This is a genomic window from Nigerium massiliense, assembly GCF_000826085.1.
GTDB classification, from domain to species: domain Bacteria; phylum Actinomycetota; class Actinomycetes; order Propionibacteriales; family Propionibacteriaceae; genus Propioniciclava; species Propioniciclava massiliense.
Window position 1 is genome coordinate 938,335 of record NZ_CCYM01000002.1, and the last position, 26,507, is coordinate 964,841.

A 26,507-nucleotide genomic window follows, 5' to 3' on the forward strand; every position below is an offset into this window, starting at 1 on the left:
GGTTGCGCATCCTTGAAGCCGAGCTTGGGCGGCTGCGCGATCGCGGGGCCCGTTTTCGCGTCGTGACGACCACGTATCTTGGCGGAACCGAGCGGGCAGCCCTGGATCGGCTTGTGAGCGACTACGGAGCTGAGGTCCGGGTGCAATATGAGGCACGACGCACCCGACTCCATGCGAAGGCGTGGCTATTTGATCGCAAGTCCGGTTTTCACACCGGATACGTCGGCTCCTCCAACCTGTCGCGAGCGGCGCTTCTCGATGGGATCGAGTGGAACGTCCGCCTGTCCCAGGCCGCAACTCCCATGTTGCTCGACAAGTTTCGAGCTTCATTCGAGAGCTATTGGAATTCAGACCAGTTTGAACCGTACGACCCTGATCGAGACAGGGATCGGCTCGATGACGCCCTTGCTCAAGCGAAGGGCGTCACACTGGGGAGTGCTCCCGCCTTGGTCTCCGGGCTCGCCGTACGCCCGTACCCGTACCAGCAGGCGATCTTGGATGCGCTCGCGGCAGAGCGGGACGTACACGGGCGCCACCGCAACTTAGTGGTGGCCGCCACAGGCACCGGAAAGGCGGTCATGGCGGCTCTGGACTATGCAAGGTTGGTGGCCGCTGGGGAGAGGCCATCGCTGCTCTTTGTAGCGCACCGAAGGGAAATCCTGCAGCAGTCCCTACGCACGTATCGGGAGGTCCTGCGCGACGGAGCCTTCGGCGAGATGTACTACGACGGTGCGCGTCCGGAGCGTTGGAACCATGTCTTCGCGTCCGTGCAGTCGCTGGCGAGTTACGGCGTCGAGAATATTCCCGCAGGGGCGTTCGATTGTGTGGTGATCGACGAGTTTCATCATGCCGAAGCCGCAAGCTATCGGTCCCTGTTGAACCACCTGCAGCCCAAGGAGCTCCTTGGGCTGACTGCGACTCCAGAACGGGGCGACGGCGGTGATGTTCGACGCTACTTTGAAGGAAGGACCGCCGCTGAACTGCGACTGTGGGACGCGATCAACGCTGGCCTGCTGAGCCCGTTCCACTACTTCGGTGTGAGCGACAACACCGATCTTTCCCATATCAAATGGGAGCGGGGTCGCTATGACGAAGGAGCCCTCTCCAATCTCTACACGGGCAACTCCGGTCGAGCTGCTCTGGTCATCGAGCAGGTAAGAGACAAGATCACGCAGCCCAGACACATGCGCGCGTTGGGGTTCTGCGTGAGCGTGAGCCATGCCGAGTACATGGCGCAGGTCTTTGAGGCGGCTGGGTTGCCGGCTCGTGCCGTCAGCGGTCGCACTCCCGTCGAGGAAAGAAGCCAAGCGATCGCGGCCTTGCGCGAGGGGACCCTCGTAGCACTCTTTGCAGCGGACCTCTTCAACGAGGGGCTCGACATTCCAGAGGTCGACACGATCCTGTTCCTCCGGCCGACAGAGAGTCCCACCCTGTTCCTGCAGCAGCTGGGCCGCGGTTTGCGCCTAGCTCCCGGCAAGGATGTGCTGACTGTGCTCGACTTCGTGGGACTGAACCGTCAGGAGTTTCGTTGGGATCTCAGGTTTCGATCGCTCACCGGTGCCACGCGGCGCGGACTCGAGCGGCAGCTTGAGCGTGGGTTTCCGTCGCTCCCGTCGGGTTCTCAGATTATCCTGGACGAGGCCGCCCAGGATGCTGTGCTCGCTAACGTGCGTCGCTTCGTCCGGCTGAGATGGAGCGATCTGGTTCGCGAGCTCCGCGCTCACCCTACGAACGACCTGGCGCGTTTCCTGGGCGACAGCGGTGCAGACCTTGCTCAGGTAGTGACCAACAAGAAGTCGTGGACCAAACTCCGGATCGACGGTGACGTGCTGGACGCTGAGCTCAACCCGCGGGAGGAGGTACTGCTCAGGCGCGTCCGTGCCTTCGCGCACGTCGACGATTCGGATCGGGCACGGGCCTATCGCCAACTCCTGGCTAATCCCCAGGCTCTAGTGAACGATGCCTTTCGCAGGATGATGTTCTTCTCCCTGTGGCCGAACGGCGGCGGGTTCCATTCCATCGACGATGGTCTCGGGCATCTAGCGGACCTGATGTACGTGCGCGACGACATCCGTGCCATTGTGGAACTGTGTTTTGACCAGTCTCGTCAGCTCACTCATCCTCATCGCGATTTAGGGCTCGAACTCGCTTTGCACGGCAGCTACCAACGAGAGGAGATCCTCGCCGCGCTCGGCCATGCGTCTCTGGCACGGGTCCCGAGCAACTTCCGAGAAGGCGTGTTAAACGTCGACGTCAACGGAAAAAACGTGGACGCACTCTTCGTCACGTTGAAGAAGTCTGAGGCTGACTTCTCACCCTCGACGATGTACAGGGACTACCCGATCAGTCCCACCATGTTCCATTGGGAGTCGCAGTCGACGACCTCGGACGAGTCACCCACCGGTCGCCGCTACCTAGAGGGTGGTAGCACTGTGTTGCTCTTCGTGCGACGGGAGGCGAAGAACGACCTTGGCACGGCTCCGTACACGTACTTGGGTCCGGTCCAGTACGTGAGTCACTCGGGAAGTCGTCCCATCGCGATCACCTGGAAGCTCCGCGACGCCATGCCAGCCGAGTTCTTCGCCGATACCGCCATGATTGCGCTCTGACAAGAATCCGCAGAGGGTCGGTGGGCTGTGCGAGGCAGACCCATGGACATAGGCCGGGTTGCGGTTGGGGTCACTTGAAACTAGCCCGCAAGTCCGTAGTGGCTGATTGGTTGCGCAGCGCGCTACGAGAAAGCTGGACACCGCTGTTGTCCACCACGTGCGTGGCCCTGGCGAACAACGCCGGCCCGTCGTTGTCGTCCCAAACAATATCAACGAACGGCATCACCCAATTGCGGAACTTTCTACCATGACGGCAGCGTCCTCCACCGTGAGCGGGCGCAGGGTCAGCTTCATCCGCCCAGTCAACCACGCCAAAACCGGCTGGGACGACCGCACGAGCGAGGAACCATCCACGACGCCCGGGCTCTGCTCGCGACCCCATCGAATACTTGACGCGACAAGTCAGGCGTCATTTTGCCGTCTCATAACGGCGTCCAGTGTCATTTGGTCGCATCATGTAGCTCCAGGTCGCATTTTGGCGGGTGTCGGACAACAGGCGACCTGAGGCGAACGGGGGTGACTCGTGAACTACAGCCATGTAATTATCCCCAGCTGTGGATGCACCTGTGGATAACTCGGGGACGACGTGTGAACAGCGGCGATCAGGTGGTGAATAACCGGCACACCGGCTTCTCGACAACAGCGTGCGTGCGCGCGTCCCGCTGTGTGCCGGGAGGTCGTCCTGATGGCCACTATTCCGAACCTGCCAGCGCCGCGATCGGCGGGATCGAGGCTGCCCGTCGAGCGGGCGCCAGAGCGGCCACCAACGCGCACGGGATGCTCGCGACCGCCGTCCCGAGTAGCCCCAGCCAGGGAATCGTCGGCACAACCTGCAACTGCTCGCCGGAGAGGAGCGCCAAGACGCCGCCGAGGCCGAAGCAGACTCCCAGGATGAGGCCGAGCAGGGTGGCGGCGCCGGTGGTGAGCACCGACTCTGTGAGCACCATCCCCACCACCTGACGCCGCAGGGCACCCAGCGCTCGAAGGAGCCCGAACTCGCGGGTGCGCTCCATGACCGCCAGAGTGAGGGTGTTGGCCATTCCGGCAAGGGCGATCAGGATGATGGCTCCCAGGAGAACGGACGCGCCGACGGTGATCTCGCGCATCTGGTCGAGGATCTCCGCGCGTTGGATCGCGGGGCTGCTCACCGGAGCCGCCGGGCCCGCAACCTCGCGGATGGTGTCGACGGCGGCTCGCTCGTCGGTGCCCGCCTTGAGTTTCACCCACACAGCCGGATCGCTGCTGTCCCGAAGCGCGGAGTAGTCATGCGCATCGACGATCCCCATTCCAGGGGCACCGGGAGCCACGACGGCACGGAGCGTCAGGTTCTCCCCGCGGCGCGTGAGGACGACGTCGTCTCCCGTGGAAGCGGTGCTGGACGGCGGCAGGCCAATGGTGCCCGCCTGAGGGGCTGTCGCTGTTGCGCGCAGCACCGAGGCCAGTTCCGGCGTCCAGGCGGCCACGGTGATCAGTTGGGTGCGTCCCCCCATCGTGGCGTCGATCATCACGGACTTGACCGGGGCGGCGGACGCCACCGACGGCACCAGGGACAGCCGCTGCACCAGGGTCGTGGCGGGACCGCTCGGGGTCACGATGACGTCGGTGGGTGACCCCTCGTCGACTGCTCGGGAGAGCGTGGCAGCACTGGTCGCGCTCGCCACCAGCAACGTAGTGACCAACATGATACCGAACCACACGGCCAGCGCGGACGCGCCAACGCGGCGAGGATTGGTGCGCATCGTACGAGCGACGTCCACGGAACGGCTGCCGCCCAACGGGGCCAGCACCGACGCCACCCCGGGGAAGACGACCGGAGCAGCGAGCGCCACGCCCGCTACGCTCAGCAGGCCGCCGACGACGGCGACCTCGGTCAGGTGGACGATCGCGCCTACTGCCACGCCGAGCAGACCGAGCCCGAGGCAGACGAGTCCGCCGATGGCGCGGCGACGACTCATTCGCTTCGTGGATGGATCTGCGGGCCGCAACGCAGCCAGGGGAGCGATCCGCGTCGCGTGGCGGGCAGGTTGGATCGAGGCAAGGAAGCACGCGCCCACACCGACGATCGTAGGCACCAGGAGTGCCTGCCAGCCGAACTGGAAGCGAAGGGGAGTGCCGAGCTTGACGAGGCCGAGCAGCGGAACACCGGCCGCGTGGCCCACAACGGTGCCGATCGCGCCACCGATGAGACCCGTCCGGACGCTGTGCCAGAGCGTCGCGCGCCGGATCTGTCGACGGGTGGCTGACGAACCAGGAGATAGCCGAACAGCTGTTCATGGCTGAGACGACGGTCAAGAGCCACGTCGGCCACCTGTTCACCAAGCTCGACGCTCGGGATCGGGTGCAATTGGTGATCGTCGCCTATGACGCTGGCCTGGTCAGCGCGAGGCCTTAGCGGGCTGACCAGGCTCAGTAGCATTCTGGAGCGAGTCGGGGCCTCCATCTGGGTCTCAGTACGCTTGCCACGTGGCGCCTGTGATTGTGCGACGAAACGCGGTGCATCCGAGCCGTGACACGGCGGTCCTGGCCGAGTCTTGGGCCGCGGCAGACCTGCGCGCCACGGCGCTTGGCAACGGCCGCCCCTCGGCGGTCTCGGCCAAGCCGGGAAGCAGTGAGCACTCCCGGATGATGGCGGCCGGCGGGGGGTCTCCTCGACGCCCGACGTCACATCTGGGCTTGCGTCTGACAGCTCCGCTCGTGAGGCGGACGGCACCCTACCGCAGAAACTACAGCGATGTCATTATCCCCACCTGTGCACATGGTTGTGGATAACTCGGGGACGAGGTGTGAACAGTGCCAGCTGCACGGTGGATAGCGCGGAGCGGGGTCGCGCTCGAGGCTGAAGCCCGGCGAGGGCATTCGGGCATCGAAGCATAACGGGATTATCCTGTCACCAGATTTTCGACGGCGGCGGCGCTAGTGGTGATGTGCCTTGTCAGCGACATATGCATCGAATGGTGCGCCAGCTGGTGGCAGGATAATCCCGTTATGGTTCCGGTCCCCGCCCGCGCGAGGGGGGTGGAGGTGGCTGGCGGGAGAGCCCTGGTGGCGTGGGGGCGATCCTGGTGACGTCAGGGCGACTTAGTGACCTCGTGGAGACCCGGCGGCCTCGTTTGTGGCGGGGATGGTCGCGCTGAGAACCTGGTGGCGTCGGGGTGACCTGGTGGTGACTGGGGTGGCGCCGGGGTGACCTGCCGGTCGCAGGGTGCCGATAGTGCTGCGGCGATGCTGCCGTAGCGAGTGCTGCGGCGATGCTGCCGTGGCGCACTTCAGGCGATCAAGGCGATGGCGATCACCATCGGCAGCGAGATCAGCGAGGCGATGGTCGTCACCGTGGTCATCGACTTCAGGCTGCCCCGCGTCGTCAGGCCGAGCAGCGACTTGAACATCCAGAAGAAGTTGCTGTTGACCTGCAGGGCGAACATGGCCCCGGACGCCACGGCGAGACCGATCGCGATCGGCGAGGCGTTGATCGACCCCAGGATCGGGGCGATGATGCCGGACGCGGTGATCGCCGCCACGGACACAGACCCGATGGCCAGGTGCAGCAGCGCGGCGATGAACCAGGCCAGCAGCACGCTCAGGATGATCGGCGCGCCGGCGTCCGCGTTGAACAGGCCAGCTAGCACCTTCGCCAGCCCGGTCGCCTTGATGACGGCGCCGAGCGAGCCGCCGATGCCGGTGACCAACAGAATCTCGCCGGTGGTCTGCAGACCGTTCGAGAATGCCTCGCCGGTGGCCTCGAGTCCGGCGTACTTGCGGGCCAGGCCGTACGCGCCGAGCAGTCCGATGAACAAGGCGACGTTCGCGTTGCCGAAGAAGTCGATGACCTCGTTGTTCATCTTGAACAACTCCATGAACGCGCCGAACGCGATCATCAGCAGCGGCACGAGAATCGGCAGCATCGACACGAACAACGACGGGCTGCGCTTCGGCTCGGTCTCCGCGGCGGCCTCGTCGTGCGCCTCGAGTTCCTCGACGTCCTCGTCCTCGTTGACCGCGCCGCTGTCGGAGCCCTCGTCCTTCGCCGCGTCCCACCAACCGAGCTTGAGCATCCGGCTGAAGATGAACGTCGTGAGCAGGGCGGTGAGCGGCCCGAGGACGATGCCGAACAGCAGGTACTGCCCGAGCGGGATGTCCAGCAGGCCCGCGATCGAGATCGCCGACAGCCCGGGCACGACGAACACGTAGCCGCAGAAGATGCCGCAGCCGAGCGCGCCGGCCATGAGCGCGAGGCCGTTGCGTCCCATGTGCGGGGCGGACTGCCGAGCGACGGGCGCGGCGAGCACCACCTGCACGTCGACGTAGATGGACGGGAAGATCGTCGACAGCGCCGCGGTCAGCGCGTAGGGGATGCGTTTCGGCCCGACGAACCGCAACAGCGCCTCGACCATCTTCGCAAACGCCCCGGTGGCGTGCAGCAGCGACCCGATGAGGACGCCGAAGCCGATCAGCAGGCCGACGCTGGCCATGATGTCCCCGAAGCCCTTCGTGATGGCCTCGACCGTCTTCTCGAAGCCCACGCCCGCGGCCAGGCCGAGGTAGAGAGAGCCGATGATCAGCGAGATCACCGGGTCGATCTTCATCTTGATGATGAGGAAGACGACGACCACGATCGCGATGGCGGTGTGGAGGGCAACCATGAGGACTCCTTTGGACGCGATCGGCGTTGACCGCAGTCGGCAAGTTACTCGCTTCTGCGCGCGGAGGTGACGAAACGTTCAAGGCGTCCCGCGTGCCGCCGTCCGCGCGAGCGGAGTCCCGGAGCAGGGGCTACGGCGCCTCGTCCGGCGAGACGCCGGGGGCGTCGTCCGGCGAGACGCCGGGGGCGTCGTCCCACTCTTCGGGGGGCGTCGTGCTCCCGGGCAGCCGCATCAGGAACTCCGCGCCGCCCTCGGGGGCGCGTCCGGCCTTCACCCAGCCGCCGTGCGCCTGGACGGTCTTCGCGACGATCGACAGGCCCAGCCCGGAGCCGGGGGTCGTCCGCGCCTGATCGGAGCGATAGAACCGGTCGAAGACGTGGGGAAGGTCCTCCGCCGCGATGCCGGGGCCCTGGTCGGCCACGCGCAGCCGGTCACCGTCGAGCTCGACCCAGATCGTGCCGTTCGGCGGCGAGAACTTCACCGCGTTGTCCAGCAGATTCGTCACCGCGCGCTCGAGGGCGTCCGGCTCGCCGACGAGGTAGAGCGGCTGGACGTCCACCTCCCACGTGATGCCGTGGCCGCGGCGCTTCACCCGCGACAGCGCGCTCAGCACCACCTCGCGGAAGTCGATGGGCTCGGGGTGCGCCTGGACGCTGTCCTCGCGCGACAGCGCGACCAGGTCGCCGACCAGTGTGGTGAACTCGCCCAGCTGGGCCGCCACGTCGCGCAGGATCTCCCCGCGCGCTCCGGGCGGCAGCATGCCGCTGTTCTCGTCGGCGACGAGGAGCTCCGTGTTCGTGCGCATGGACGTCAGCGGCGTTCGCAGCTCGTGGCCGGCGTCCGCGATGAGCCGGGACTGCCGCTCCCGGGACGAATCCAACGCCTTCAGCATGCGGTTGAACGCGCGGCCGAGATCGGCGACCTCGTCGGTGCCGTGCACCTCGATCGGCGTCAGCTTGTTCGTCGCGGTGATGTGCGCGACGGCCTCCGACAGCGCCCGGACCGGCTGGATGCTGCTCCGCGCGATGTGGTACCCGACGAGGACGGCCAGGCAGATGCCCAGGCCGCCGAACGTCAGCAGCGCGTACAGCATGCTCTGCATGATCGCCTGCGTCGGCGCGAGCGGACGCCCCAGCACCAGCGCGTAGTGGGCGTCCTGGGTCTGGGTCAGGGGGACGGCGATGATGCGGTAGGCCTGCCCGGTGTTGCTCACGCCCGAGCGCGAGGATGAGCCGAAGCCCAGCTTCGCGACCCGCAGCTCGCTGGGCCCGGTCATCAGCCGCGGCCCGTCGTTGCCCGGCATGGTGATGGCGTGGTCGTCGGAGCGCAGCAACTCCACGGTGACGTTGGCGGCCCGCAGCGCGTTGGGATCGATGCCGCCCATGTTCTCGAGGTCCTGCTGCAGCCACGTCGAGGTGACGGCCGCGACGTCCACCAGCTCGTTGTCGAGCTGGGTGTAGACGCTCAACAGCGTGATGAAGTACGCAGCGGCGCCGGTGAGAGCGACCGCCGAAGCCACGGCCGCGGCCACGACGATGGTCAGACGATCCTGAAGGGGTCGGCTGCGAACCGTCAGTCGTGCGCGCAGCCAACGGATCACGGGGCCGTCTCGCGCAGCACGTAGCCGATCCCGCGCACGGTGTGGATGAGGCGGGGCTCACCGGGGGCTTCGGTCTTGCGGCGCAGGTAGCCGATGTAGACCTCGAGCGAGTTCGCGGTGGTGGGGAAGTCGAAGCCCCACACCTCGTTGAGCAGCCAACTGCGTTCGAGCACCCGGCGCGGGTTCTCCAGGAACGTCTGCAGCAGCGCGAACTCGGTGCGGGTCAGCGAGATGCGGCGCCCGTTGCGGGACACCTCGCGGGTCTGGGTGTCGAGGCTCAGGCCCTCGAACGTGAGCAGCTGGCTCGCGGGGGCCTGGGCGTTGCCCTCGCCGTCGCCCGTGGGCTCGGGCTTCGATCGGCGGGTCAGGGCGCGCAGCCGGGCCAGCAGCTCGTCCAGCGAGAACGGCTTGGTCATGTAGTCGTCGGCGCCGGCGTCCAGGCCGTCGACCCGGTCGCCCACGGCGTCGCGTGCGGTCAGCACCAGGATCGGCACATCGTTGCCGGACGCCCGCAGCATGCGGGTGGTCTCCAGCCCGTCGAGGCGCGGCATCATCACGTCCATGACGACGGCCGCGGCCTTCTGCGCGGACAGGTGGGCGAGCGCCTCGACGCCGTCGGACGCGGTGGCCACTTCGTAGCCGCTGTACTGCAGCGAGCGAGCCAGCGAATCGCGAACGGCCTGATCGTCGTCGACAACGAGGATGTGCATGAGCGCAGCCTACTTCCCCTGCAGCGCGCGCACGCGGTCGAGCACGCCGGGCATCGCAGCTTCCACGGCGCGCAAAGTGTCCTCGAATCCCTCGGGCCCCCCGTACCACGGATCGGGGATGCCGGAGCCCGGCTCGGCGTCCGGGTCGAAGTCGGAGAACAGCTCGACGTCTGCCTCCGGCGCGAGGTCGCGGATCATCTCGGCGTGCGTCGGCTCGGCCGCGACGATCAGGTCGGCGTCCGCGATCTCGTCGGCGGTGATGCGGTGCGCGCGGTGGTGGCCGGCGTCGTAACCGTGCTTCTCCAGCACGGCGCGGGCCCGGCGGTCCATCGGGGCGCCGTGCTCCTCGTCGCTGACCCCGGCGGACGTCACGGTGACGCCGTCCAGCCCCGCGTCGTCGAGGTACTTCTGCGTCACCCGCTCGGCGATCGGCGAGCGGCAGATGTTGCCCCAGCAGACGAACAGGACGTTGACGTCACTCATCGGTGCTCCTGTCCGCGGCGTCCCAGCATCGAGTTGGCGAGGAAGCTGACGGTCGAGACCAACAGGGCTCCCAGGAAGGCCGACCAGAAGCCGTCCACGTGCCAGCCGATGCCGAGCTTGCCCGCGACCCACGACGTCAGGATCAGCAACGCGGCGTTGATGACGAGCAGGAAGACCCCCATGGTCACCAGCAGGACGGGCGAGGTCACGAAGACGAACAGCGGCTTGACCAGGCTGTTCACCACGCCGAAGATCGCGGCGGTGAGCAGCAGCGCGAAAATCTTGTGCTCCGTCGACTGCGCGCTCAGCGTGATGCCGGGCAGCAGCCACGTCGCCACCCCGAGGGCCAGGGCGTTGACTAAGAAGCGAACGATCATGGGGCGATCCTCCCATGACTGGCAAAATCAAACCCACCCGTACCGAAAGGCTTCGACGTGACCATCGATCTGCACGGCCGGCACTTCCTCAAGGAGGTGGACTTCACCCCGGACGAGTGGCGCTCGCTCGTCGAGCTCACCGGGGAGTTGAAGACCGCCCGCCGGGAGGGCCGCGAGCGCCGACGCCTCGAGGGTCTCAACGTCGCGCTGCTGTTCGAGAAGACGTCCACCCGGACGCGCTCGGCGTTCGAGGTCGCCGCCCATCAGCAGGGTGCGCACGTCACCTACATGGACCCGAGCGGCTCGCAGATCTCCCACAAGGAGTCCGCCGCCGACACCGTCCGGGTGCTGGGCCGCATGTTCGACGGCATCGAGTACCGCGGCTCGCGCCAGGCGATCGTCGAGACGATGGGCCGCTACTCGCCGGTGCCGGTGTGGAACGGGCTGACCGACGAGTGGCACCCCACGCAGAGCCTGTGCGACGCGTTCACCATGCAGGAGGCGTCCGGCAAGGACGGCCACGACATCAGCTTCGCGTTCCTGGGCGACGCCCGGTTCAACATGGGCAACTCCTTGTTGACGATGGGCGCGATCATGGGCAGCGACGTTCGCGTCGTGGCGCCGCGTGCGTTCCAGCCGGCCGCCGACCTCGTCGCCCGGGCGCAGCGGCTCGCCGAGCGCACCGGCGCGCGCATCACCATCACCGACGACCTCGCCGAGGGCGTCCGTGGCGCGGACTTCGTCCACACCGACGTGTGGGTGTCGATGGGGGAGGACAAGGGCGTGTGGGCCGAGCGCTGCCGCGCCCTGGCGCCCTACCAGGTCAGCACGCGCGTCATGGAGATGACGCAGAACCCGGACGCCCGCTTCATGCACTGCCTGCCCGCGTTCCACAACCTCGAGACGGAGGTCGGACGCCAGGTCTTCCAGATGACCGGGATGCGCGAGCTCGAGGTCACCGACGAGGTGTTCGAGTCGAAGGCGTCCATCGTCTTCGACCAGGCCGAGAACCGCATGCACTCGATCAAGGCCGTGATGGTCGCCACCGTCGGGCGCTGAGGGCGTCCGTCACCTGGAACGAACGACAAGGCCGCCGGCGTCGCGTGGGACGTCCGGCGGCCTTCGTGCCTTGTCAGGCCCGGGTCACTGGTAGCTGATGAAGTACGGCGCCGGGTGCACCTGATCGACCGTCTGCTTCGGGGTCAGCATGGGCTTGTCCTCGTCGACGAAGTTCTTCCAGCCCATGACCACGTTGGCGGGCAGGTGCTGCTTCAGGACGCCCCAGGTGTCCTGCTTCATCGACTGCGTGCCCTGCCCGTCGACGTGCACGAGGTACTGGATCTCGTCGCGGGAGGTGTCGAGCCGCTCGCGCCCGACGATCATCCGCGCCTGGAACTGGTGCAGGGTCAGCACCTTCGGGGCCAGCTTGTTGTCGCGGACGAGGTCGGCGAGCCAGGTGCCCACAGTGTTGATCTCGTCGATGCCGACCTGGCCGATCTGGGCGAGGTGCTTCTGGTTGGGCTTGAGCCGCCACTCCGGGTCGAGCGCGAGCCCCACCCAGTTGCGCTTGAGGAGCTCCTCGTACTGCTTCGCCTGGGTGAGGAAGTCGGAGCGGCCGGGCTGCAGGTCGAGGACGCAGTAGATGTCGTTCTTCTCGGCGACGTCGAGCCACGGGGTGAGCTTGTCGATCGCGGTCTGGTAGGAGTACTTGCCGTCCTTGCCGGGCGAGCCGGACGCCACGGTGGCGATGATCTCGAACGCGCCGATGACGTCGTCGTTCGGCCACAGCTTCTGGTACTCGTCGACGTACTTCTTCACGCGCTCGACGGCCTTCTCGGGCGACTGCTCGCCCATCATGCCGAGCGCGGGCGTCTCGGGGTGGCCGTACAGCGCGATCATGCGACGGCCGGGGAACGGGACGACGCCGCCGCCCGGGAGCTCGGGAACCGTGCGGGCCGTCTCGAGGCGGGAGTTCAGCTTGTCGGCCGTGCCGAATGCCGAGCCCACGGCCAGCACCGGCGCGGTGTCGGCCTTCGCCTTGGCGACGGACTCCTTCGACTCGCCCGGGTTCCCCGACTTCAGCTTCGTGACCTCGGCGCCCGCGGCGGCCAGCGTGGCCTGCTCGGCGGCGTCCAGGTCGCCGGTGGCGAAGACGAGCTGGTCGGTCTTGTCGGGGGTGCGGGGCAGGCCCTCCAGCTTCGGCAGCTGATCGGCGGACGCCGGCCCCTGGACGCTCTCGATGCCGTCGATGGACGGCCCGTAGCTGACGATCGTGCGCGTCTGCAGCCGCTTGAGCTCGTCGGCCAGCTCGGGGGAGTCGTAGAACAGCGGGAGGCCCAGCGCCTTCGCGACGGCCAGCGCGGTCTCCTCCTGCGCCGAGCTGCCCGGGGTGGCCGACCCGCTCGGGCTGGGAGTCGGGGACGCGCTGTGGCGCGGCGACCTGCTGGGGCTCGGGGAGGGCGTGGACTGACCGGACGCCTTCGCCGGCAGGACGACCGCTGCTGTCGCGCCCGACAGCAGCGCCTGGCTGATGCCGATCGCGCTGGTGGCGGTGACGTTGGCCGCGGGCGCCTTGACGAAGACGCCGTGCTTGTTCGGATCGACCTTCGCCGGACCCTGATCGGTCGACGGCGCCTGCGGTGCGGACGAAGACTGGCTCGTGGAGGAGCACCCGGCGATGAAGACAGCGGTGCCGGCGGCAGCCCCCGCGAGGAGTGTTCGACGCGAGATCGGGGAAGTCACCGCGTCAGTATGTCACGCGAGGACGCCCACCTCTTCGAGCCACTCACGGGTGTCGGCGTCGTTCACGAACAGGTGCGCGCGCCAGCCCTGCTCGCGGGCGGCCTGCACGTTCTCGGGGCGGTCGTCGATGAACGCGATCTCCTCGGGGGCGATCTCGGTGACCTCCTCGACGCGCAGGTAGACGCCCTTGTTCGGCTTCGTCATGTTCATGGACGCCGAGACGAACCAGTAGTCGGCGTCCTCGGCGAAGTCGGCGTTGGCGAAGCCCATGTCGAGGACGAACGGCGCGTTCGAGACGACGGCGACCGTGCAGCCGGCGGCCCGGACGTCCTGCATCAGCTTGCGGGCCTCGGGGCGCATCTGGAGCCAGAGTTCGGTGTCGAGCTCGACCATCATGTGGATGGTCTCGGGGTGCGGCTCCACGCCGAGACTCGTGAGCAGCGGCTTCCAATAGGACGCGTCGCTGCCGCCCTCGTCGTAGGCGCCCCGGCCGTTCCAGTACGCCTTCTCGTAGGCCTCCGGGTCGACGCGGAGCCGCTCGGCCGGCTCGGTGAACAGATTCTCGGGCGAGGCCAGCACCTGGCCGTAGTCGAACGCGACGCAGCGGATCATGCGAGCCAGCCTAACCAAGGCCGTGGACCGGGCTCGCTACCTACGGTTGCGTAGGTTAGGGTTCCGTCATGACCGCTGAGCCCGCCGAGGACTTCGTTCAGCTGCTGACCCCGCAGGGCCGGCGGATCGAGCACCCCACCTTCAGCTACGACGGCGACGAGGACGCCGTCCGCTCCGCGCTGCGCCAGATGGTGCTGGCCCGCCGCTTCGACACCGAGGCGACCGCGCTGCAGCGCAAGGGCGAGCTGGGGCTGTGGGCGTCCTCGCTCGGGCAGGAGGCGGCTCAGGTCGGTTCCGCCGCGGTGCTGCGCGCGCCCGACGAGGCGGTGCCGAGCTACCGCGAGCACGCCGTCGCGCTCGGGCTGGGCGTCGACCCGGTCGACATGCTCAAGACGTTCCGCGGGACGGCGATGATCGACTGGGACTCCCGCGCCACCCGATGCCACCTGTACAGCTTCGTCATCGGCACGCAGACGCTGCACGCCGTCGGCATGGCGATGGGCATGCAGCGCGACGGTCTCGTCGGCAACCCTGACCCGGCCGACAACGGCGCCGCGATCGTCTACTTCGGCGACGGCGCCACCAGCCAGGGCGACGTGAGCGAGTCGTTCGTGTTCGCCGCGTCCTACAAGGCGCCGGTCGTCCTGTTCTGCCAGAACAACCAGTGGGCGATCTCGGAGCCCATCTCGCTGCAGTCGACGATCCCGCTGTATCGCCGCTCGGAGGGCTTCGGCGTCCCGGGCGTCCGGGTGGACGGCAACGACGTGCTGGCGGTTCAGGCGGTGACGCAGTGGGCGATGGAGCGCGCGCGCCGCGGCGACGGCCCGACCTTCATCGAGGCGTTCACCTACCGGATGGGGGCGCACACCACCTCCGACGACCCGACGAAGTACCGCGAGCGCGCCGAGGAACAGTCGTGGCGCGAGCGCGACCCCATCGAGCGGGTGCGCCTCTACCTGCGCGACCGGGACGCCCTCGACGACGCGTTCGAGAACGACCTGGCCGCGGAGGCGGACGAGCTGGCCGAGCGGGTGCGGGCGGGCTGCGCCGCGCTGCCCGAGCCACGGTTCGAAGACCTGTTCGCCAACGTCTACGCCGACACCCCCGCGGCACTCGCCGAACAGCGGGCGGGCTACCTCGCCTACGAGGCGTCCTTCAGCGACCCGGAGGTGTCCGCGTGAGCACGACGATGACCATGGCCAAGGCGCTGAACGCGGGGCTGCGGCGCGCCCTGGAGGCCGACCCGAAGGTGCTGCTGGCCGGTGAGGACATCGGCAAGCTCGGCGGCGTCTTCCGCATCACCGAGGGCCTGCTCGCCGACTTCGGCCCCGACCGGGTGGTCGACTCGCCGCTGGCCGAGTCGGGCATCGTCGGGACAGCCATCGGGCTGGCGTTGCGCGGTTACCGGCCGGTCGTCGAGATCCAGTTCGACGGGTTCGTCTGGCCGGCGTTCGACCAGATCACGTCGCAGCTGTCCCGCCTGCGGTTCCGGTCGATGGGACGGCTGTCGGTGCCGGTGGTCGTCCGCATCCCCTGCGGCGGCGGCATCGGGGCGATCGAGCACCACTCGGAGTCGCCCGAGGCCTATTTCGCGCACACCCCCGGCCTGACCGTGGTGTCGCCGTCGAACCCGCTGGACGCCTACTGGATGATCCAGCAGGCCATCGCCTCGGACGACCCGGTGATCTTTCTGGAGCCCAAGAGGCGCTACCACGAGAAGGGCGTCGTCGACACCGAACTGGAGCCGCTGCCGCTGCACCAGGCGCGCGTCGTCAAGACAGGGGAGGACGCCACGCTGCTCACCTACGGACCGCTCGTGCGCACCTGCCTCGAGGCCGCCGCCGTCGCCCAGGACGAGGGTCGCGACCTGGAGGTCATCGACCTGCGCTCGCTGTCCCCGCTCGACGACGCGGCGATCATCGAGTCGGTGCAGCGCACCGGGCGCGCGATCGTCGTCCATGAGGCGTCCCGCTCCGGAGGGCTCGGCGCCGAGGTGGCCGCGCGCATCCAGGAGCGCTGCTTCTACCACCTCGAGTCGCCCGTGCTGCGGGTGACCGGCTACGACATCCCCTACCCGCCGGCCAAGGTCGAGGCGAAGTTCCTGCCCGACCTCGACCGCGTCCTGGACGCCGTCGATCGCGCGATGGCCGCCTGATGTTCCCGATCCGACCCGACCGTTCACGACCCGCGACGCGAGGCGTCCAGAGATGAGGTTCCCGTGAAGACCTGCACCCTGCCCGATCCCGGAGAAGGCCTGCTCGAAGCCGAGATCGTCCGGTGGATCGTCGAGCCCGGCCAGGACGTCGCGGTCAACGACCCGATGATCGAGATCGAGACCGCCAAGTCGCTCGTCGAGCTGCCCAGCCCCTACGCCGGCGTCGTCCATCGGCAGCTGGTCGCCGAGGGCGACGTCGTGGCCGTCGGCCAGCCGATCCTGCTGATCGACGACGGGTCGGGCGATGCCCCGGACGAGCCCGCGGCGGCGGAGGCTCAGCCCGAGGGCCGTCCGGAGGCGGCGGACCAGGGCGACGCGGCGTCCGGGAGCGTGCTGGTGGGCTACGGGACGTCCGCGGCGCCGGTGAGCCGGCGTCCGCGTTCCTCGTCGGGGCTGCAGAAGGGCCCCGAGGGGGAACAGGTGCACGAGTCCTACTCCACCGAGACGCCGGTCTCGCGGCACGTCGAGGACGTCACCGAGGCGCACCGCGTCGAGGACGAGCCGACCGAGCCGCCGCTGCCCGAGCCCGGCAACCCGCGCTCGCTGGAGCAACGCACCGCGGGACGCGACGCGTCCGGCCACCGCCCGCTCGCCAAGCCCGTCGTGCGCCGGCTGGCCCGCGACCTCGGCGTCGATCTCGCGACGGTCACCGGCACGGGACCCGACGGGACCGTGACGAACGCCGACGTCGCCGCGGCCGCCGCCGGGGGCGGGCCGCGACCGGGCGAGGTGCGCCGCATCCCGCTGCGCGGCGTCCGGCGGCAGATGGTGGCGTCCATGTCGGCGTCGGTGGAGGTGCCGCAGGCGTCCCTGTGGCTGGACGTCGACGTCACCGAAACCGTCGCCCTGATCGAGGCGCTGAAGAAGCGCCCCGAGTTCGGCGGGCTGCGCATCTCCCCGATCCTGGTGCTGGCCAAGGCCGTGTGCCTGGCGATCGCCCGGCACCCGGAGGTCAACGGGTCCCTCGACACCGCGCGACAGGAGATCGTCGTCCCCAGCGACATCAACCTCGGCATCGCCGCCGCCACCGCGCGCGGCCTGGTCGTGCCGAACGTGAAGCGGGCCAACACCCTCAACCTGGTCGAGCTCGCGACCGCGCTGAACGCGATCGTCGCGGCCGCGCGCGAGAGCCGCATCACGCCGGCGGACTGCGCCCACGGCACGTTCACGATCACCAACGTGGGCGTCTTCGGCATCGAGGGCGGCACGCCGATCCTGAACCCGGGCGAGGCCGCGATCCTGTGCATGGGCACGATCGCCCGGCGGCCCTGGGTGGTCGGCACCGGTGAGGACGAGCGCATGGAGCCGCGCTCGATCTGCACCCTCACGCTGACGATCGACCACCGCGTCCTCGACGGCGAGATGGCCTCGAGGTTCCTCGCCGACGTGGCCACCGTGCTGCGCGACCCGGGCCTGTCCATGCTGTTCTGAGGTAGAACACTCCCCATGATCTATCCCACGGTCGCCACCACCCATCTGGGCAACATCCGGCGCAACCTCGAAGGCGTCCGCCGCCGCGTCGGGGACCGCGCCGTGCTCGCCGCGGTGAAGGCGAACGGGTACGGCCACGGGGCGGTGCCGGTGAGCCGGCTCATCGAACGGGAAGGGCTGGCCGACTGGTTGGGGGTGGCGACGATGCCCGAGGCGCTCGAGCTGCGCCAGGCCGGCATCGGGCTGCCGATCCTCAAGCTGAGCCAGGCGCTCGGCGACGAGGAGATCGAGGCCGCCCTGCGCGCCGACGTCACGTTGACCGTCGTGGACGGCCCGACGATCGACCAGGTCGCCGCCGCCGCGCGCCGCCGCCGCTACGAGGCGGCCGTCCACCTCAAGATCGACACCGGCATGCGCCGCATCGGCGCCGAACCCGAGGACGCGGCCGCGCTGGCGCTGCGCTGCGACGAGGCGGGGCTGACGCTCGGCGGGGTGTTCTCGCACCTAGCCGTCTCGGACGTCCCGGCCGGCAACGACTTCACCGCCGAGCAGGTGGCGCGGTTCACGCGGGCGACCGAGGAGATCGAGGCGGCGCGCGGCCCGGTGGAGCTGCGGCACCTGGCGGCGTCCGCGGGCGTGCTGGCGCACCCGGAGGCCTGGTTCGACATGGTGCGCCCCGGGATCATGATCTACGGCAGCTACCCCGACGCGCAGACCGAGAAGACGGTGCGGCTGCGCCCGGGCCTGAGCTGGACGACCGTGGCGTCGTTCGTGAAGACCGTCCGGGCCGGCGAGACCGTCGGCTACGGCCGCACCTGGACGGCCGAGCGCGACACCACGATCGTCACGCTGCCGGTGGGCTACGGCGACGGCTACTCACGGCTGCTGTCGAACCGGGGCCGGGTGCTGATCGGTGGGAGGTCGTGCCCGATCGCGGGCCGGGTGTGCATGGACCAGACCATGATCGACGCGGGCCCGGACGCCGACGTCCGGGTCGGCGACCGGGTGACGCTGCTGGGCCGCGACGGCGACGAGGAGATCACCGCGCTGGAACTGGCTGAACTGATGGGCACCATCCCGTACGAGGTGACGTGCCTGGTGGCCGGACGCGTGAGCCGCCGCGCCGACGACTGAGCCGCCGCGAGGCTACTTGCTGAGGCGGCGGCGGGTGACGAACTGCTGCTTGGCGTAGTCGCCGATGGAGTTGGTGTGCCAGGCGTCCAGCACGCCGGAGACCCCGCCGCCCACGAGCGGGACGCGACGGACGATTTGGACGGCCGCGCGGCGCCCGCCGAGGCGGCCCACCATCTCGGCGAAGACCTGCTCGGAGACCAGGGAATCCAACGAGGCGTCGAAGACCGGGGCGGTGGCGATGGCCATCGGCGTCGTCGGGAGGACGCCGCGCTCGACCAACGTCTTGACGCCGCTCTCGCCGAGCAGGCACAGCGTCATGGCCGTGCGGACCCGGGGGTCGTCGATGTCGTAGCCGCGCAGGTGGGCGATCGTGGCGACCATGCGGATCTGGGTGACGGCGACGCCCGCGAGGTTGACGGGCAGCCCGACGATCGCGGTGACCACCCCGCCGAGGTTCGTGACGAAGCCCTGGGCCGTTGCCAGGCGCAGGTGCGTGCTGACGAGGGAGTCGATCGCGGCGTCCACCGAGCCGTGCTTGGCCAGCGCTTTCGCCGCCGCCGGCTTCGCCCCCGGCACCTTGCCCGCGCCGTTGACGGCGACGTCGAGGAGTTGCCGCAGGACGTTGCCGCCCATTTCCGGGCCACGCGTCAACAGCATCTTGCTCACGTCAGTCGCCTTCGCCATGGCTCAAGAGTAGGCGGAGGCCGTCCACGATGGCATCCGGGCAGGTGACGATCGGGGACGGCGACACTGTCGGAGCCCCGTGGAAGGATGGACGCCATGAGGTTGTCCGGGGTGTTCGGGCCCGTGGCCGAGTGGCCGGGGCAAGACCTCGTCGCGCTCTCGCACGAGTTCGACGCCGAGCTCGTCGTCGAGGCGTACCGCGCGGGCGTCTTCCCGATGCCGTTGCATGAGGCGGGTTGGCCCGCCGGAACGATGGGCTGGTGGTCGCCGGTGCACCGCGGCATCCTGCCGCTCGACGACATCCGCGTCACCCGGTCGCTGCGCAAGTCCGCCCGGCACTACACCACGACCGTCGACCGCCGCTTCGCCGAGGTGATGGAGCGCTGCGGCGACCCGTCGCGCCCGGGCGGCTGGATCGACGGCGACATCACCCGCGTGTACACCCAGCTCTACGACGCCGGGCTGGCGCACTCGGTCGAGGTGTGGACGCCCGACGGACGCCTCGCCGGCGGCCTCTACGGGGTGGGGCTGGGCGGGCTGTTCGCGGGGGAGTCGATGTTCCACGACCCCGAGATCGGCCGGGACGCCTCGAAGGTGGCGCTGCTGCGCCTCGTCCGCGTGCTCGACGACGGCCACGAGCGCCTGCTCGACGTCCAGTGGGTCACCGACCACCTGGCCACCCTGGGCGCGGTCGAGGTCGACCGCGACGACTACCTGCGGTTGCTCGGCGAAGCGCTGGACGTCCCGGCGCCCGACTGGGCCGCCGCGAGAGAGGACGGTCCCCATGCCGGAGATGCCTGAGGTCGAGGGCCTGCGCGTGTTCCTGGAGGGCTCCATCGTCGGCCGCACGGTCACCCGCACCGAGCTCGCGGCGTTCAGCGCGCTGAAGACGTTCGCCACCCCCATCACCGCGCTGCAGGGCATGGACGTCGACGCCGTCCGCCGGCACGGCAAGTTCCTCGACGTCGAGGTCGGGGGCCTGCACCTCATCTTCCACCTCGCCCGAGCGGGCTGGCTGCGCTGGTACGACGAGCTCCCGCCGCGTCCGGCCAAGCCGGGCAAGGGCCCGCTGGCGCTGCGGATGGGCTTCGACGGGCCCGGATTCGACCTCACCGAGGCGGGCACGCAGCGCAAGCTCGCGGTCTACGTCGTCGACGATCCGGCCGAGGTCCCCGGCGTCGCCGCCCTCGGCCCCGACCCGCTCGGCGAGGGCTTCACCGCGGCCACGCTCGACGAGATCCTGCAGAGCAACGCGCGGACCCAGCTCAAGGGCGTCCTGCGCGACCAGAAGAACCTGGCCGGTATCGGTAACGCCTACTCCGACGAGATCCTGCAGCGCGCCCGGCTCAGCCCGTTCAAGCTCGCCGGCTCGCTGACCGAGGACGAGCGCGCCGCCCTCTACGCCGCGATCCGCGCCGACCTGCTCGAGGCGATCGACCGGGCGGCGGGGCTGCCGCCGTCCGAGCTCAAGGACGGCAAGCGCAGCAGCCTGCGCGTGCACGGCAAGGCGGGGCAACCGTGCCCCACCTGCGGCACGACGATCGCCGAGGTGTCGTTCGCCGACTCGTTTCTGAACTACTGCCCGGGCTGCCAGACCGGCGGGAAGGTCCTCGCCGACCGCCGGATGTCCAAGCTCCTCAAGTAAGACGCCTCGGCGCCGCCCGCGTCGGCGTCCCTTTGTGCGCCACGGGGCCGTCCGGCCGTCCGCCGGACCGGTACCCTGAGCGGAGCCCCGCCCGCGTTCGCCGGCGAGATCCCGACCGCTTCGTCCCCCGCCCGGGACACGACCCGAGGAGCCCCGTGAGCCCGTCCGCCACGCTCGAGCGTCTCCGGCGCTGGCTGGACGACGACTGGAGCTCGGACCAGCGCATCGGCATGCGGCTGATCCTGGCCTCGTGCATCACGACCATCGTGGTGGCGTTCCTCGGCCCGTCCACCGTGGCGCTGAACGTGGGCCCGGCGACGAGCCCGCTGCCGCCGTGGTTCATCCCGCTGGACGTCGGTCACCGCATCGGGCTGCCGCTCACCCAGTGGATCCTCGTGCCGGTGCTCTGGCTCAGCATCACCGCCGGCGCGGTGGGGCTGTGGGTGTGCTGGCGCGCGGTGTCGGCGGGCTGGCGGCCGGCCATCCACCGGCTGTTCTACCTGGGCGTCGTGCTCAACCTGGTGACGGCCTGCGTCCCGCCGCTGACAAGCGCGGACGTCCTGATGTACGCCGCCTACGGACGCCTCCAGCGCCTCGGTGTCGACCCGTACTCGATCCCGCCGGCGGAGATGTACCGGCAGACGTACGACCCCGTCCTCATCTGGACCGAGCAGCCCTGGCAGGACACCCCGAGCGTCTACGGACCCATCGCGTCCTTCACCCAGTACCTGGCCAACGTTCTGGGCGGCGATTCCATGCACGACGTCGTGTTCTGGTTGCAGATGATGTGCGTGATCCCGTTCATCCTCATCTGCGCGATCATGATCAAACTCGCCCACGGCAACCCGGCGCGGCAGGCCCGTTCGGTGATGCTGACGATCCTCAACCCGCTGCTGATCTGGGCGGTGGTCGCCGGCGCGCACAACGAGGCGATCAGCCTCGTCTTCGCGATCTGCGGGCTGTGGTTCGTGCGGCGCAGCTCGTTCGTCACGGGCCTGTTCATCGGCCTGGCCGGGTGCGTCAAGGTCTCGCTGGTCTTCTACGGCATCGCGATGGCGTGGGGGTACCGCCGCGACTGGCGCAAGCTGGTCGGGCTCGCGGTCGGGGCGGCGATCCCGATCGTCGTCGGCTACGGCCTGCTGTCGCCGCCGGGCGCGCTGTTCGCCGCAGGCCGCAACACGGGCTACGTCTCCGGCGGCTCGTGGGCGATGCCGCTGAAGGCGGCCCTCGACTTCATCCCGTCCTTCCCGTCCAGCTCCGTCGTCGGCCTGCTGGGCTGGCTGCTGATGCTGGTGCTGGCCTGGATGCTGTCGCGCGTCGTGCCCTGGACGGCCGTGCCCGGCGCCACCGTCCCCGCCAAGCACGACCCGCTGACGATCACGACCCGCACCGCCCTCGTCCTGTGCGCCGCCTGGCTCGTCGCCTCGCCCTACACGCTGCCCTGGTACGACCTCATCGCCTGGGTGCCGCTCGCCCTGCTGGCCCGCAACAAGCTCGACTGGCTGCTGCTCGTCCGCGGCGCCGCCCTGTCCGTCGCCTACGTGACGGGACGCACCGTCGGCTTCACCGCGGGGATGGACGTCGTGACCTTCGTCGTCCGCGACATCGCGTGCTCGGTGGTGCAGATCTGGGTCCTCGTGATGATCGTGCGCTGGTGGTGGACCTCCGGGCACGAGCTGCCGACCCGTCGTGGTCTCGTCGACGGCCTGCGCGAGATGCGTCCGCGCGGCGCGACGCACCGCGGACGCAAGGCGACCGCGGCCTGACGGCGTCCAGGACGCCGGACGCCCCGGGGCTCCGCCGACGCCCCGGCTAGGCTGTTTCGGTGCTCGGCTACTTCGGTCCCGCAGGGACGTTCACCCACCAGGCCCTCCTCAGCATCACGGACGCCGAAGCGGTCCCCTTCGCGACGGTGGGGCACGCGCTGGACGCCGTCCGCACCGATCAGGTCGAGGCCGCGCTCGTCCCGATCGAGAACTCCGTCGAGGGCGGCGTCACCGCCACGCTCGACAACCTGGCCAGCGACCGCGACCCGCTCGTCATCCGCCGCGAGGTGCTGCTGCCCGTCCAGTTCGTGCTGGCCGCCCGACCCGGTACGGCGCTGGCGGACGTCCGCCGCGTCCTGACCCACCCGCACGCCTACGCCCAGACGCGCGACTGGCTCGGCCACCACCTGCCCGAGGCCCACGTCACCGAGGGCGGCTCCACCGCCGGGGCCGCCGAAGAGGTCGCCGACCCGAACAGCCGCTTCGACGCCGCCGTCTGCGCGCGCGTCGCGTCAGACCTGTACGGCTTGACGAACATCGCCACCGACATCGCCGACAACCGGCAGGCCGTCACCCGCTTCGTGCTGGCGGCAAGGCCCGGGCGCCTGCCCGAGCCGACCGGCGCCGACAAGACCACGCTGGTGGCCTACATGCACACCGACCAGCCGGGCGCGCTGCTGGAGATCCTCGACCAGTTCGCGGTGCGCGGCGTGAACCTGACCCGCATCGAGTCGCGCCCCACGAAGACGAACCTCGGCGACTACTGCTTCTCGATCGACGCCGAGGGCCACGTCGAGGAACCGCGGATGGCCGAGACCCTGATGGGGCTGCACCGGGTGTGCCAGAAGGTGACCTTCCTGGGCTCGTACCCGCGCGCCGACAAGAAGGCCCCGATGATCGCGCGAGGCTTCTCCGCCGAGGAGTTCGTCGACGCCCGGGAGTGGTTCGCCGGCGTCGTGGGCCGCTGACCCTCAGGGCACCATCACGCTGAGCGCGTCGGGCTCGATGTAGCCCTCGACGCGGGTGCACTCGGCGATCGGGTCGCCGTCGATCTGGAACGGCACCGGCTCTTCGGTGCGGATCGACACCCGCCGGCCCTGGCGTCGCCGGACGCCGCCGGCGTCCCCGAGCCGGGTCACGACCCGCCCGGCCATCGTCACCCAGTCCGCCGGTCGCTGCGGCGAGGCGATCAGCACGTCGAGCCTGCCGTCGTCGGCCTGGGCGTCCGGCACCATGACGATGCCGCCGGTGATCTGCCCCACGTTCGCGATGAGCGCCATCGCCGCCGTGCCGTCGAGCATCTCCTCTCCGTCGACGTCCACCCTCACCTGGAACGGGGGCCGCGTGGCGGCCTGCACGGCGGCCACCGCGTAGGCGGCGTGGCCGACGACGCGCTTGAGGTCGGAGTTGGTGTCGAGCATGATCGCGGCGTCCGCGCCCATCCCCGCCATGACCGCCGAGTAGTGATCGTGCGGGGAGTCGTCCAGCCGGGTGCGCACCAGGTCGATGAGCTGGGGGCGTCCGGTGAAGGCGACCTCCAGGGCGTCCGCGGCGTCCAGCGGGATGCCGAGGTTGCGGGCCAGCAGGTTCCCCGTGCCGGCTGGCAGGACGGCCAGCGGAATGCCCGACCCGGCGAGTCCGGCGCAGACGGTGCGGACCGTGCCGTCCCCGCCGGCGACGAGCACCAGGTCGGCCTTCATCTTCCGGGCCAGCCTGGTCATCTCGACGCCGGCATCGTCGACGGTCGTCTCCAGCCAGGTCGGGGCCGGCCAGTTGTACTCGTGGGCGGCCCCGTTGACCTGGGCGCGGAAGGTCGCCCAGTCGTTCACCTTCGTCGGGTTGACGATGATCGCCAGCCGCGCGGGGCCGGCGTGCGCGTCGGCGCGGGCCCGGCCCGTCCAGGGGCGCGGCACGTGGACGCCGGCGATGGCCAGCGACAGCGCGGCGGCGAGGGCGCCCCACAGCATGCCGGCGACGATGTCGGTGGGGTAGTGCGCCCGCAGTGCCCAGCGGTCGAGGGCGACGAGCAGGATCGTGACCGCCGCGATGGCCCGCGAGGTCCACAAGAACACCGGCCGATGCCGGGAGATCGTGATCGCGGCCAGCGCCATCACCGCCAGCGTCACGATGGCCGCCATGTGCCCGGACGGGTATGACCATCCTTCGGCGGTGAAGACGGGGACGGCCTCGGTCGGCCGGGCCCGCCGGAACAGCTGCTTGAGGAGATGGTTGCCGCCCCACGACAGCACCACCGAGAGCAGCAGCGCCACGGCCAGGTTGCGCAGCCGGCGGTGCTGCGCCCACAGCGCGATCGCGAGCACCGCGGCGTAGGTCACGCCGGGCCAGGTCACCACCGCCAACGCGGTGAACAGTTGGCCCGGGATCGAGATCGGGTCCACCGCGGGGGTCAGCGCGGAGGCGTCCCAGGCGTCCAGCAGCCCGGTGCGGCGCACCAGCCACGTCCACGCGATGAACACGGCCGTCAGAACGAACGACATCGCGATCGCCGGCGACGGGGTGCGCTTCATCTCGGCTCCTTCTTGGTGCGTGCGGTGGTGCGGCGGTGTCTCCATCGTGGCAGCCGAGGCCAGTCGGCGCTCGTCAGGGACCGAGCCGGTGAGGAAAACCGCCGTGCAGATCATGCCGCGGCACGACGCGGACGGCGGGCGGGTTTGCCTACGGTAGGGAGCTGCAGCTCGCCGTCGCGCTGGCGCACGACGCGGACCTGCTCATCCTCGACGAGCCGACCAGCGGGCTCGACCCCGCGTCCCGCCGCGACCTGCTCGACAAGGTGGCCGACTTCATGGTGGACGAGCCGCACGCCGTGGTGTTCTCCACTCACATCACGTCCGACCTCGAGCGCATCGCCGACTACGTCTCCGTCCTCGATTCCGGACGCCTCGTCGCCCACACCACCCGCGACGAACTCCTCGAGGGGTTCCGGTCGGTGCGGGGAGCCTCCGGCACCTTGGACGCCCCGACCCGATCCCTGGTGCGCGGGCTCCGCGAGCACGCGCACGGCTGGGACGGGCTGATGGCCACCGAGGACACCGTGGGCCTGTCGGCGGGGGTGGTGGTCGAGGCGCCCAGCCTCGAGGACGTCGTCGTCAGCTACGCACAGAGGGAGCCGAGCCATGTCTGATCTGGTGTCCGTCGTCCGGGTCGATCTCCACGAGACCTTCGGGAAGAAGCAGTTCCTCGTCCTCGCGGCCGCGCTGTTGCTGGCCGTCGCCGTCATGGCCTCGATCGGGGGTGGCGGCGGGGGCGGGGCATCCGTGGCTCTGCCCATGCTCGGGGTGCCCGGGCTCATGCTCGGCATGACGCCGATCAACCAGGCCGAGCAATGCGGAAACAGGCTGTTCGGGGTGCTGCCCGTGAACCGCCGCACGGTGATCAGCGGCCACTTCCTCGCCGGCATCGCCACGGTCGTGGGCCTGCTCGCTCTGGGTGGTGGAATGCTGGCTCTCGCGGCCCTCGCCACCGGCCAGGCGATGGGCGAGGTGCTCGGCAGCCTGGTCGGGCTGCTCGTCGTCCTGTTGATCGTCTATGCCGTCGTCACCCCGATGAGCCTTCGCTTCGGTGCGCGCAACGCCGGCATCGTGCTCGTCCTGGCATTCGGGTTCGTCGTGGCCGCGAGTGGGTTCTGGTACTCGATGTCGGGCTCCGGGGTCGCCTCGTCGGACCAGCCATCGGGGGAGCCTCTGTGGGGATTGCTGGCGGGTGGCGCGGCGCTGCTCACTCTGGTGGTTCTCGCGCTGTCCTACCTGGTGTCCGTCCGGATCTACGAGCACCAGGACCACTGAGCCCGGGCGCCACGGTCGCGCCGCGAGGCGGTCAGGCGTCAGCGGGACGCCCGCCA

At 69.6% G+C, this 26,507-nt stretch carries 22 protein-coding genes and 2 pseudogenes; 13 read left to right on the top strand and 11 right to left on the bottom strand.

Features of this window, described 5'->3' with window-relative positions:
- The first annotated feature begins 2 nt into the window (after positions 1-2).
- A complete protein-coding gene (locus BN1187_RS05775; protein ID WP_235750600.1) occupies positions 3-2,609 on the top strand; it encodes a DUF3427 domain-containing protein in 2,607 nt (868 codons plus the stop codon).
- A 692-nt stretch (positions 2,610-3,301) separates the two neighbouring features.
- Here BN1187_RS05775 and BN1187_RS05780 read toward each other — a convergent pair.
- Together BN1187_RS05780 and BN1187_RS15190 are read right to left on the bottom strand one after the other, a co-directional pair.
- Positions 3,302-4,564: an ABC transporter permease gene (locus BN1187_RS05780; RefSeq protein WP_040159466.1), complete on the bottom strand. Its 1,263-nt coding sequence runs from the start codon at positions 4,562-4,564 to the stop codon at positions 3,302-3,304.
- A gap of 99 nt (positions 4,565-4,663) precedes the next feature.
- A pseudogene (locus BN1187_RS15190) lies at positions 4,664-4,834 on the bottom strand (hypothetical protein); the annotation flags it as partial.
- 14 nt (positions 4,835-4,848) lie between these two features.
- On the opposite strand from BN1187_RS15190, the pseudogene BN1187_RS05785 reads away from it, so the two are divergent.
- A pseudogene (locus tag BN1187_RS05785) lies at positions 4,849-5,001 on the top strand (response regulator transcription factor); the annotation flags it as partial.
- Positions 5,002-5,875: 874 nt separating this feature from the next.
- On the opposite strand, the gene BN1187_RS05790 reads toward BN1187_RS05785, so the two are convergent.
- From BN1187_RS05790 to BN1187_RS05810, 5 genes are all read right to left on the bottom strand, one after another.
- The gene (locus BN1187_RS05790) at positions 5,876-7,249 is read right to left on the bottom strand and encodes a GntP family permease (RefSeq protein WP_040159468.1); all 1,374 of its coding nucleotides are present in this window, start codon (positions 7,247-7,249) and stop codon (positions 5,876-5,878) included.
- A gap of 130 nt (positions 7,250-7,379) precedes the next feature.
- Positions 7,380-8,849, bottom strand: a complete 1,470-nt coding sequence (locus BN1187_RS05795) for a sensor histidine kinase (RefSeq protein ID WP_052462345.1) — start codon at positions 8,847-8,849, stop codon at positions 7,380-7,382.
- Positions 8,846-9,559, bottom strand: coding sequence for a response regulator transcription factor (locus BN1187_RS05800; protein ID WP_040159470.1), 714 nt, complete (start codon positions 9,557-9,559; stop codon positions 8,846-8,848). The genes BN1187_RS05795 and BN1187_RS05800 overlap by 4 nt, the downstream gene beginning before the upstream one ends.
- 9 nt (positions 9,560-9,568) lie before the next feature.
- Complete coding sequence (locus BN1187_RS05805; RefSeq protein WP_052462346.1) at positions 9,569-10,042, bottom strand: low molecular weight protein-tyrosine-phosphatase; 474 nt, start codon at positions 10,040-10,042, stop codon at positions 9,569-9,571.
- Positions 10,039-10,419, bottom strand: coding sequence for a phage holin family protein (locus tag BN1187_RS05810; protein WP_040159472.1), 381 nt, complete (start codon positions 10,417-10,419; stop codon positions 10,039-10,041). The genes BN1187_RS05805 and BN1187_RS05810 overlap by 4 nt, the downstream gene beginning before the upstream one ends.
- 57 nt (positions 10,420-10,476) lie before the next feature.
- Between BN1187_RS05810 and argF the strand changes: the two genes are divergently transcribed.
- Entirely contained in the window at positions 10,477-11,478 is a 1,002-nt protein-coding gene (argF, locus tag BN1187_RS05815) for an ornithine carbamoyltransferase (protein ID WP_040159474.1), read from the top strand.
- Between the two features lie 84 nt (positions 11,479-11,562).
- On the opposite strand, the gene BN1187_RS05820 is transcribed toward argF, so the two are convergent.
- Complete coding sequence (locus tag BN1187_RS05820; RefSeq protein ID WP_052462347.1) at positions 11,563-13,161, bottom strand: hypothetical protein; 1,599 nt, start codon at positions 13,159-13,161, stop codon at positions 11,563-11,565.
- Between the two features lie 12 nt (positions 13,162-13,173).
- The gene (locus BN1187_RS05825) at positions 13,174-13,773 is read right to left on the bottom strand and encodes an HAD-IA family hydrolase (RefSeq protein ID WP_040159476.1); all 600 of its coding nucleotides are present in this window, start codon (positions 13,771-13,773) and stop codon (positions 13,174-13,176) included.
- Positions 13,774-13,841: 68 nt separating this feature from the next.
- Here BN1187_RS05825 and pdhA point away from each other — a divergent pair, with 68 nt between their 5' ends.
- From pdhA to alr, 4 genes are all read left to right on the top strand, one after another.
- Positions 13,842-14,954 carry a pyruvate dehydrogenase (acetyl-transferring) E1 component subunit alpha gene (gene pdhA / locus BN1187_RS05830; RefSeq protein ID WP_040159478.1) on the top strand — a complete coding sequence of 371 codons (1,113 nt, stop codon included), beginning with the start codon at positions 13,842-13,844 and terminating at the stop codon, positions 14,952-14,954.
- 8 nt (positions 14,955-14,962) lie between these two features.
- The gene (locus tag BN1187_RS05835) at positions 14,963-15,928 is read left to right on the top strand and encodes an alpha-ketoacid dehydrogenase subunit beta (protein ID WP_040160146.1); all 966 of its coding nucleotides are present in this window, start codon (positions 14,963-14,965) and stop codon (positions 15,926-15,928) included.
- A gap of 78 nt (positions 15,929-16,006) precedes the next feature.
- Positions 16,007-17,419, top strand: coding sequence for a dihydrolipoamide acetyltransferase family protein (locus BN1187_RS05840; protein ID WP_218184596.1), 1,413 nt, complete (start codon positions 16,007-16,009; stop codon positions 17,417-17,419).
- Between the two features lie 15 nt (positions 17,420-17,434).
- Positions 17,435-18,553, top strand: coding sequence for an alanine racemase (gene alr, locus BN1187_RS05845; protein ID WP_052462348.1), 1,119 nt, complete (start codon positions 17,435-17,437; stop codon positions 18,551-18,553).
- Positions 18,554-18,565: 12 nt separating this feature from the next.
- Here alr and BN1187_RS05850 read toward each other — a convergent pair whose 3' ends face one another.
- Positions 18,566-19,237 carry an EcsC family protein gene (locus BN1187_RS05850; protein ID WP_040159482.1) on the bottom strand — a complete coding sequence of 224 codons (672 nt, stop codon included), beginning with the start codon at positions 19,235-19,237 and terminating at the stop codon, positions 18,566-18,568.
- A 96-nt stretch (positions 19,238-19,333) separates the two neighbouring features.
- Between BN1187_RS05850 and aat the strand changes: the two genes are divergently transcribed.
- The 4 genes from aat to pheA all read left to right on the top strand — a co-directional run bounded on the left by aat (position 19,334) and on the right by pheA (position 23,616).
- The gene (gene aat, locus BN1187_RS05855) at positions 19,334-20,038 is read left to right on the top strand and encodes a leucyl/phenylalanyl-tRNA--protein transferase (RefSeq protein WP_052462349.1); all 705 of its coding nucleotides are present in this window, start codon (positions 19,334-19,336) and stop codon (positions 20,036-20,038) included.
- Complete coding sequence (locus BN1187_RS05860; protein WP_040159484.1) at positions 20,022-20,882, top strand: Fpg/Nei family DNA glycosylase; 861 nt, start codon at positions 20,022-20,024, stop codon at positions 20,880-20,882. The genes aat and BN1187_RS05860 overlap by 17 nt, the downstream gene beginning before the upstream one ends.
- Before the next feature lie 155 nt (positions 20,883-21,037).
- Positions 21,038-22,648 (top strand): MptA/MptB family glycosyltransferase, encoded by a 1,611-nt coding sequence (locus BN1187_RS05865; RefSeq protein ID WP_072041966.1) that lies wholly within the window; start codon positions 21,038-21,040, stop codon positions 22,646-22,648.
- 59 nt (positions 22,649-22,707) lie between these two features.
- Complete coding sequence (gene pheA / locus BN1187_RS05870) at positions 22,708-23,616, top strand: prephenate dehydratase (protein WP_040159486.1); 909 nt, start codon at positions 22,708-22,710, stop codon at positions 23,614-23,616.
- 3 nt (positions 23,617-23,619) lie between these two features.
- Here the strand turns inward: pheA and BN1187_RS05875 are convergent, their stop codons facing one another.
- Entirely contained in the window at positions 23,620-25,176 is a 1,557-nt protein-coding gene (locus BN1187_RS05875; protein WP_052462350.1) for a bifunctional phosphatase PAP2/diacylglycerol kinase family protein, read from the bottom strand.
- Between the two features lie 161 nt (positions 25,177-25,337).
- Between BN1187_RS05875 and BN1187_RS05880 the strand changes: the two genes are divergently transcribed.
- On the top strand, positions 25,338-25,790 hold the full coding sequence (locus BN1187_RS05880; RefSeq protein WP_328286531.1) for an ATP-binding cassette domain-containing protein: 453 nt from the start codon (positions 25,338-25,340) through the stop codon (positions 25,788-25,790).
- Positions 25,783-26,451 (top strand): ABC-2 transporter permease, encoded by a 669-nt coding sequence (locus BN1187_RS05885; protein ID WP_040159488.1) that lies wholly within the window; start codon positions 25,783-25,785, stop codon positions 26,449-26,451. The genes BN1187_RS05880 and BN1187_RS05885 overlap by 8 nt, the downstream gene beginning before the upstream one ends.
- The last annotated feature ends 56 nt before the right edge of the window (positions 26,452-26,507 follow it).

Excerpts from the sequence above, each read along its gene's own strand:
- BN1187_RS05780 (WP_040159466.1), bottom strand. The coding sequence starts at position 4,564 with ATGAGTCGTCGCCGCGCCATCGGCGGACTCGTCTGCCTCGGGCTCGGT.
- BN1187_RS05790 (WP_040159468.1), bottom strand. The coding sequence starts at position 7,249 with ATGGTTGCCCTCCACACCGCCATCGCGATCGTGGTCGTCGTCTTCCTC.
- BN1187_RS05800 (WP_040159470.1), bottom strand. The coding sequence starts at position 9,559 with ATGCACATCCTCGTTGTCGACGACGATCAGGCCGTTCGCGATTCGCTG.
- BN1187_RS05805 (WP_052462346.1), bottom strand. The coding sequence starts at position 10,042 with ATGAGTGACGTCAACGTCCTGTTCGTCTGCTGGGGCAACATCTGCCGC.
- BN1187_RS05810 (WP_040159472.1), bottom strand. The coding sequence starts at position 10,419 with ATGATCGTTCGCTTCTTAGTCAACGCCCTGGCCCTCGGGGTGGCGACG.
- BN1187_RS05825 (WP_040159476.1), bottom strand. The coding sequence starts at position 13,773 with ATGATCCGCTGCGTCGCGTTCGACTACGGCCAGGTGCTGGCCTCGCCC.
- pdhA (WP_040159478.1), top strand. The coding sequence starts at position 13,842 with ATGACCGCTGAGCCCGCCGAGGACTTCGTTCAGCTGCTGACCCCGCAG.
- BN1187_RS05835 (WP_040160146.1), top strand. The coding sequence starts at position 14,963 with ATGACCATGGCCAAGGCGCTGAACGCGGGGCTGCGGCGCGCCCTGGAG.
- alr (WP_052462348.1), top strand. The coding sequence starts at position 17,435 with ATGATCTATCCCACGGTCGCCACCACCCATCTGGGCAACATCCGGCGC.
- BN1187_RS05850 (WP_040159482.1), bottom strand. The coding sequence starts at position 19,237 with ATGGCGAAGGCGACTGACGTGAGCAAGATGCTGTTGACGCGTGGCCCG.
- aat (WP_052462349.1), top strand. The coding sequence starts at position 19,334 with ATGAGGTTGTCCGGGGTGTTCGGGCCCGTGGCCGAGTGGCCGGGGCAA.
- BN1187_RS05860 (WP_040159484.1), top strand. The coding sequence starts at position 20,022 with ATGCCGGAGATGCCTGAGGTCGAGGGCCTGCGCGTGTTCCTGGAGGGC.
- BN1187_RS05875 (WP_052462350.1), bottom strand. The coding sequence starts at position 25,176 with ATGAAGCGCACCCCGTCGCCGGCGATCGCGATGTCGTTCGTTCTGACG.
- BN1187_RS05885 (WP_040159488.1), top strand. The coding sequence starts at position 25,783 with ATGTCTGATCTGGTGTCCGTCGTCCGGGTCGATCTCCACGAGACCTTC.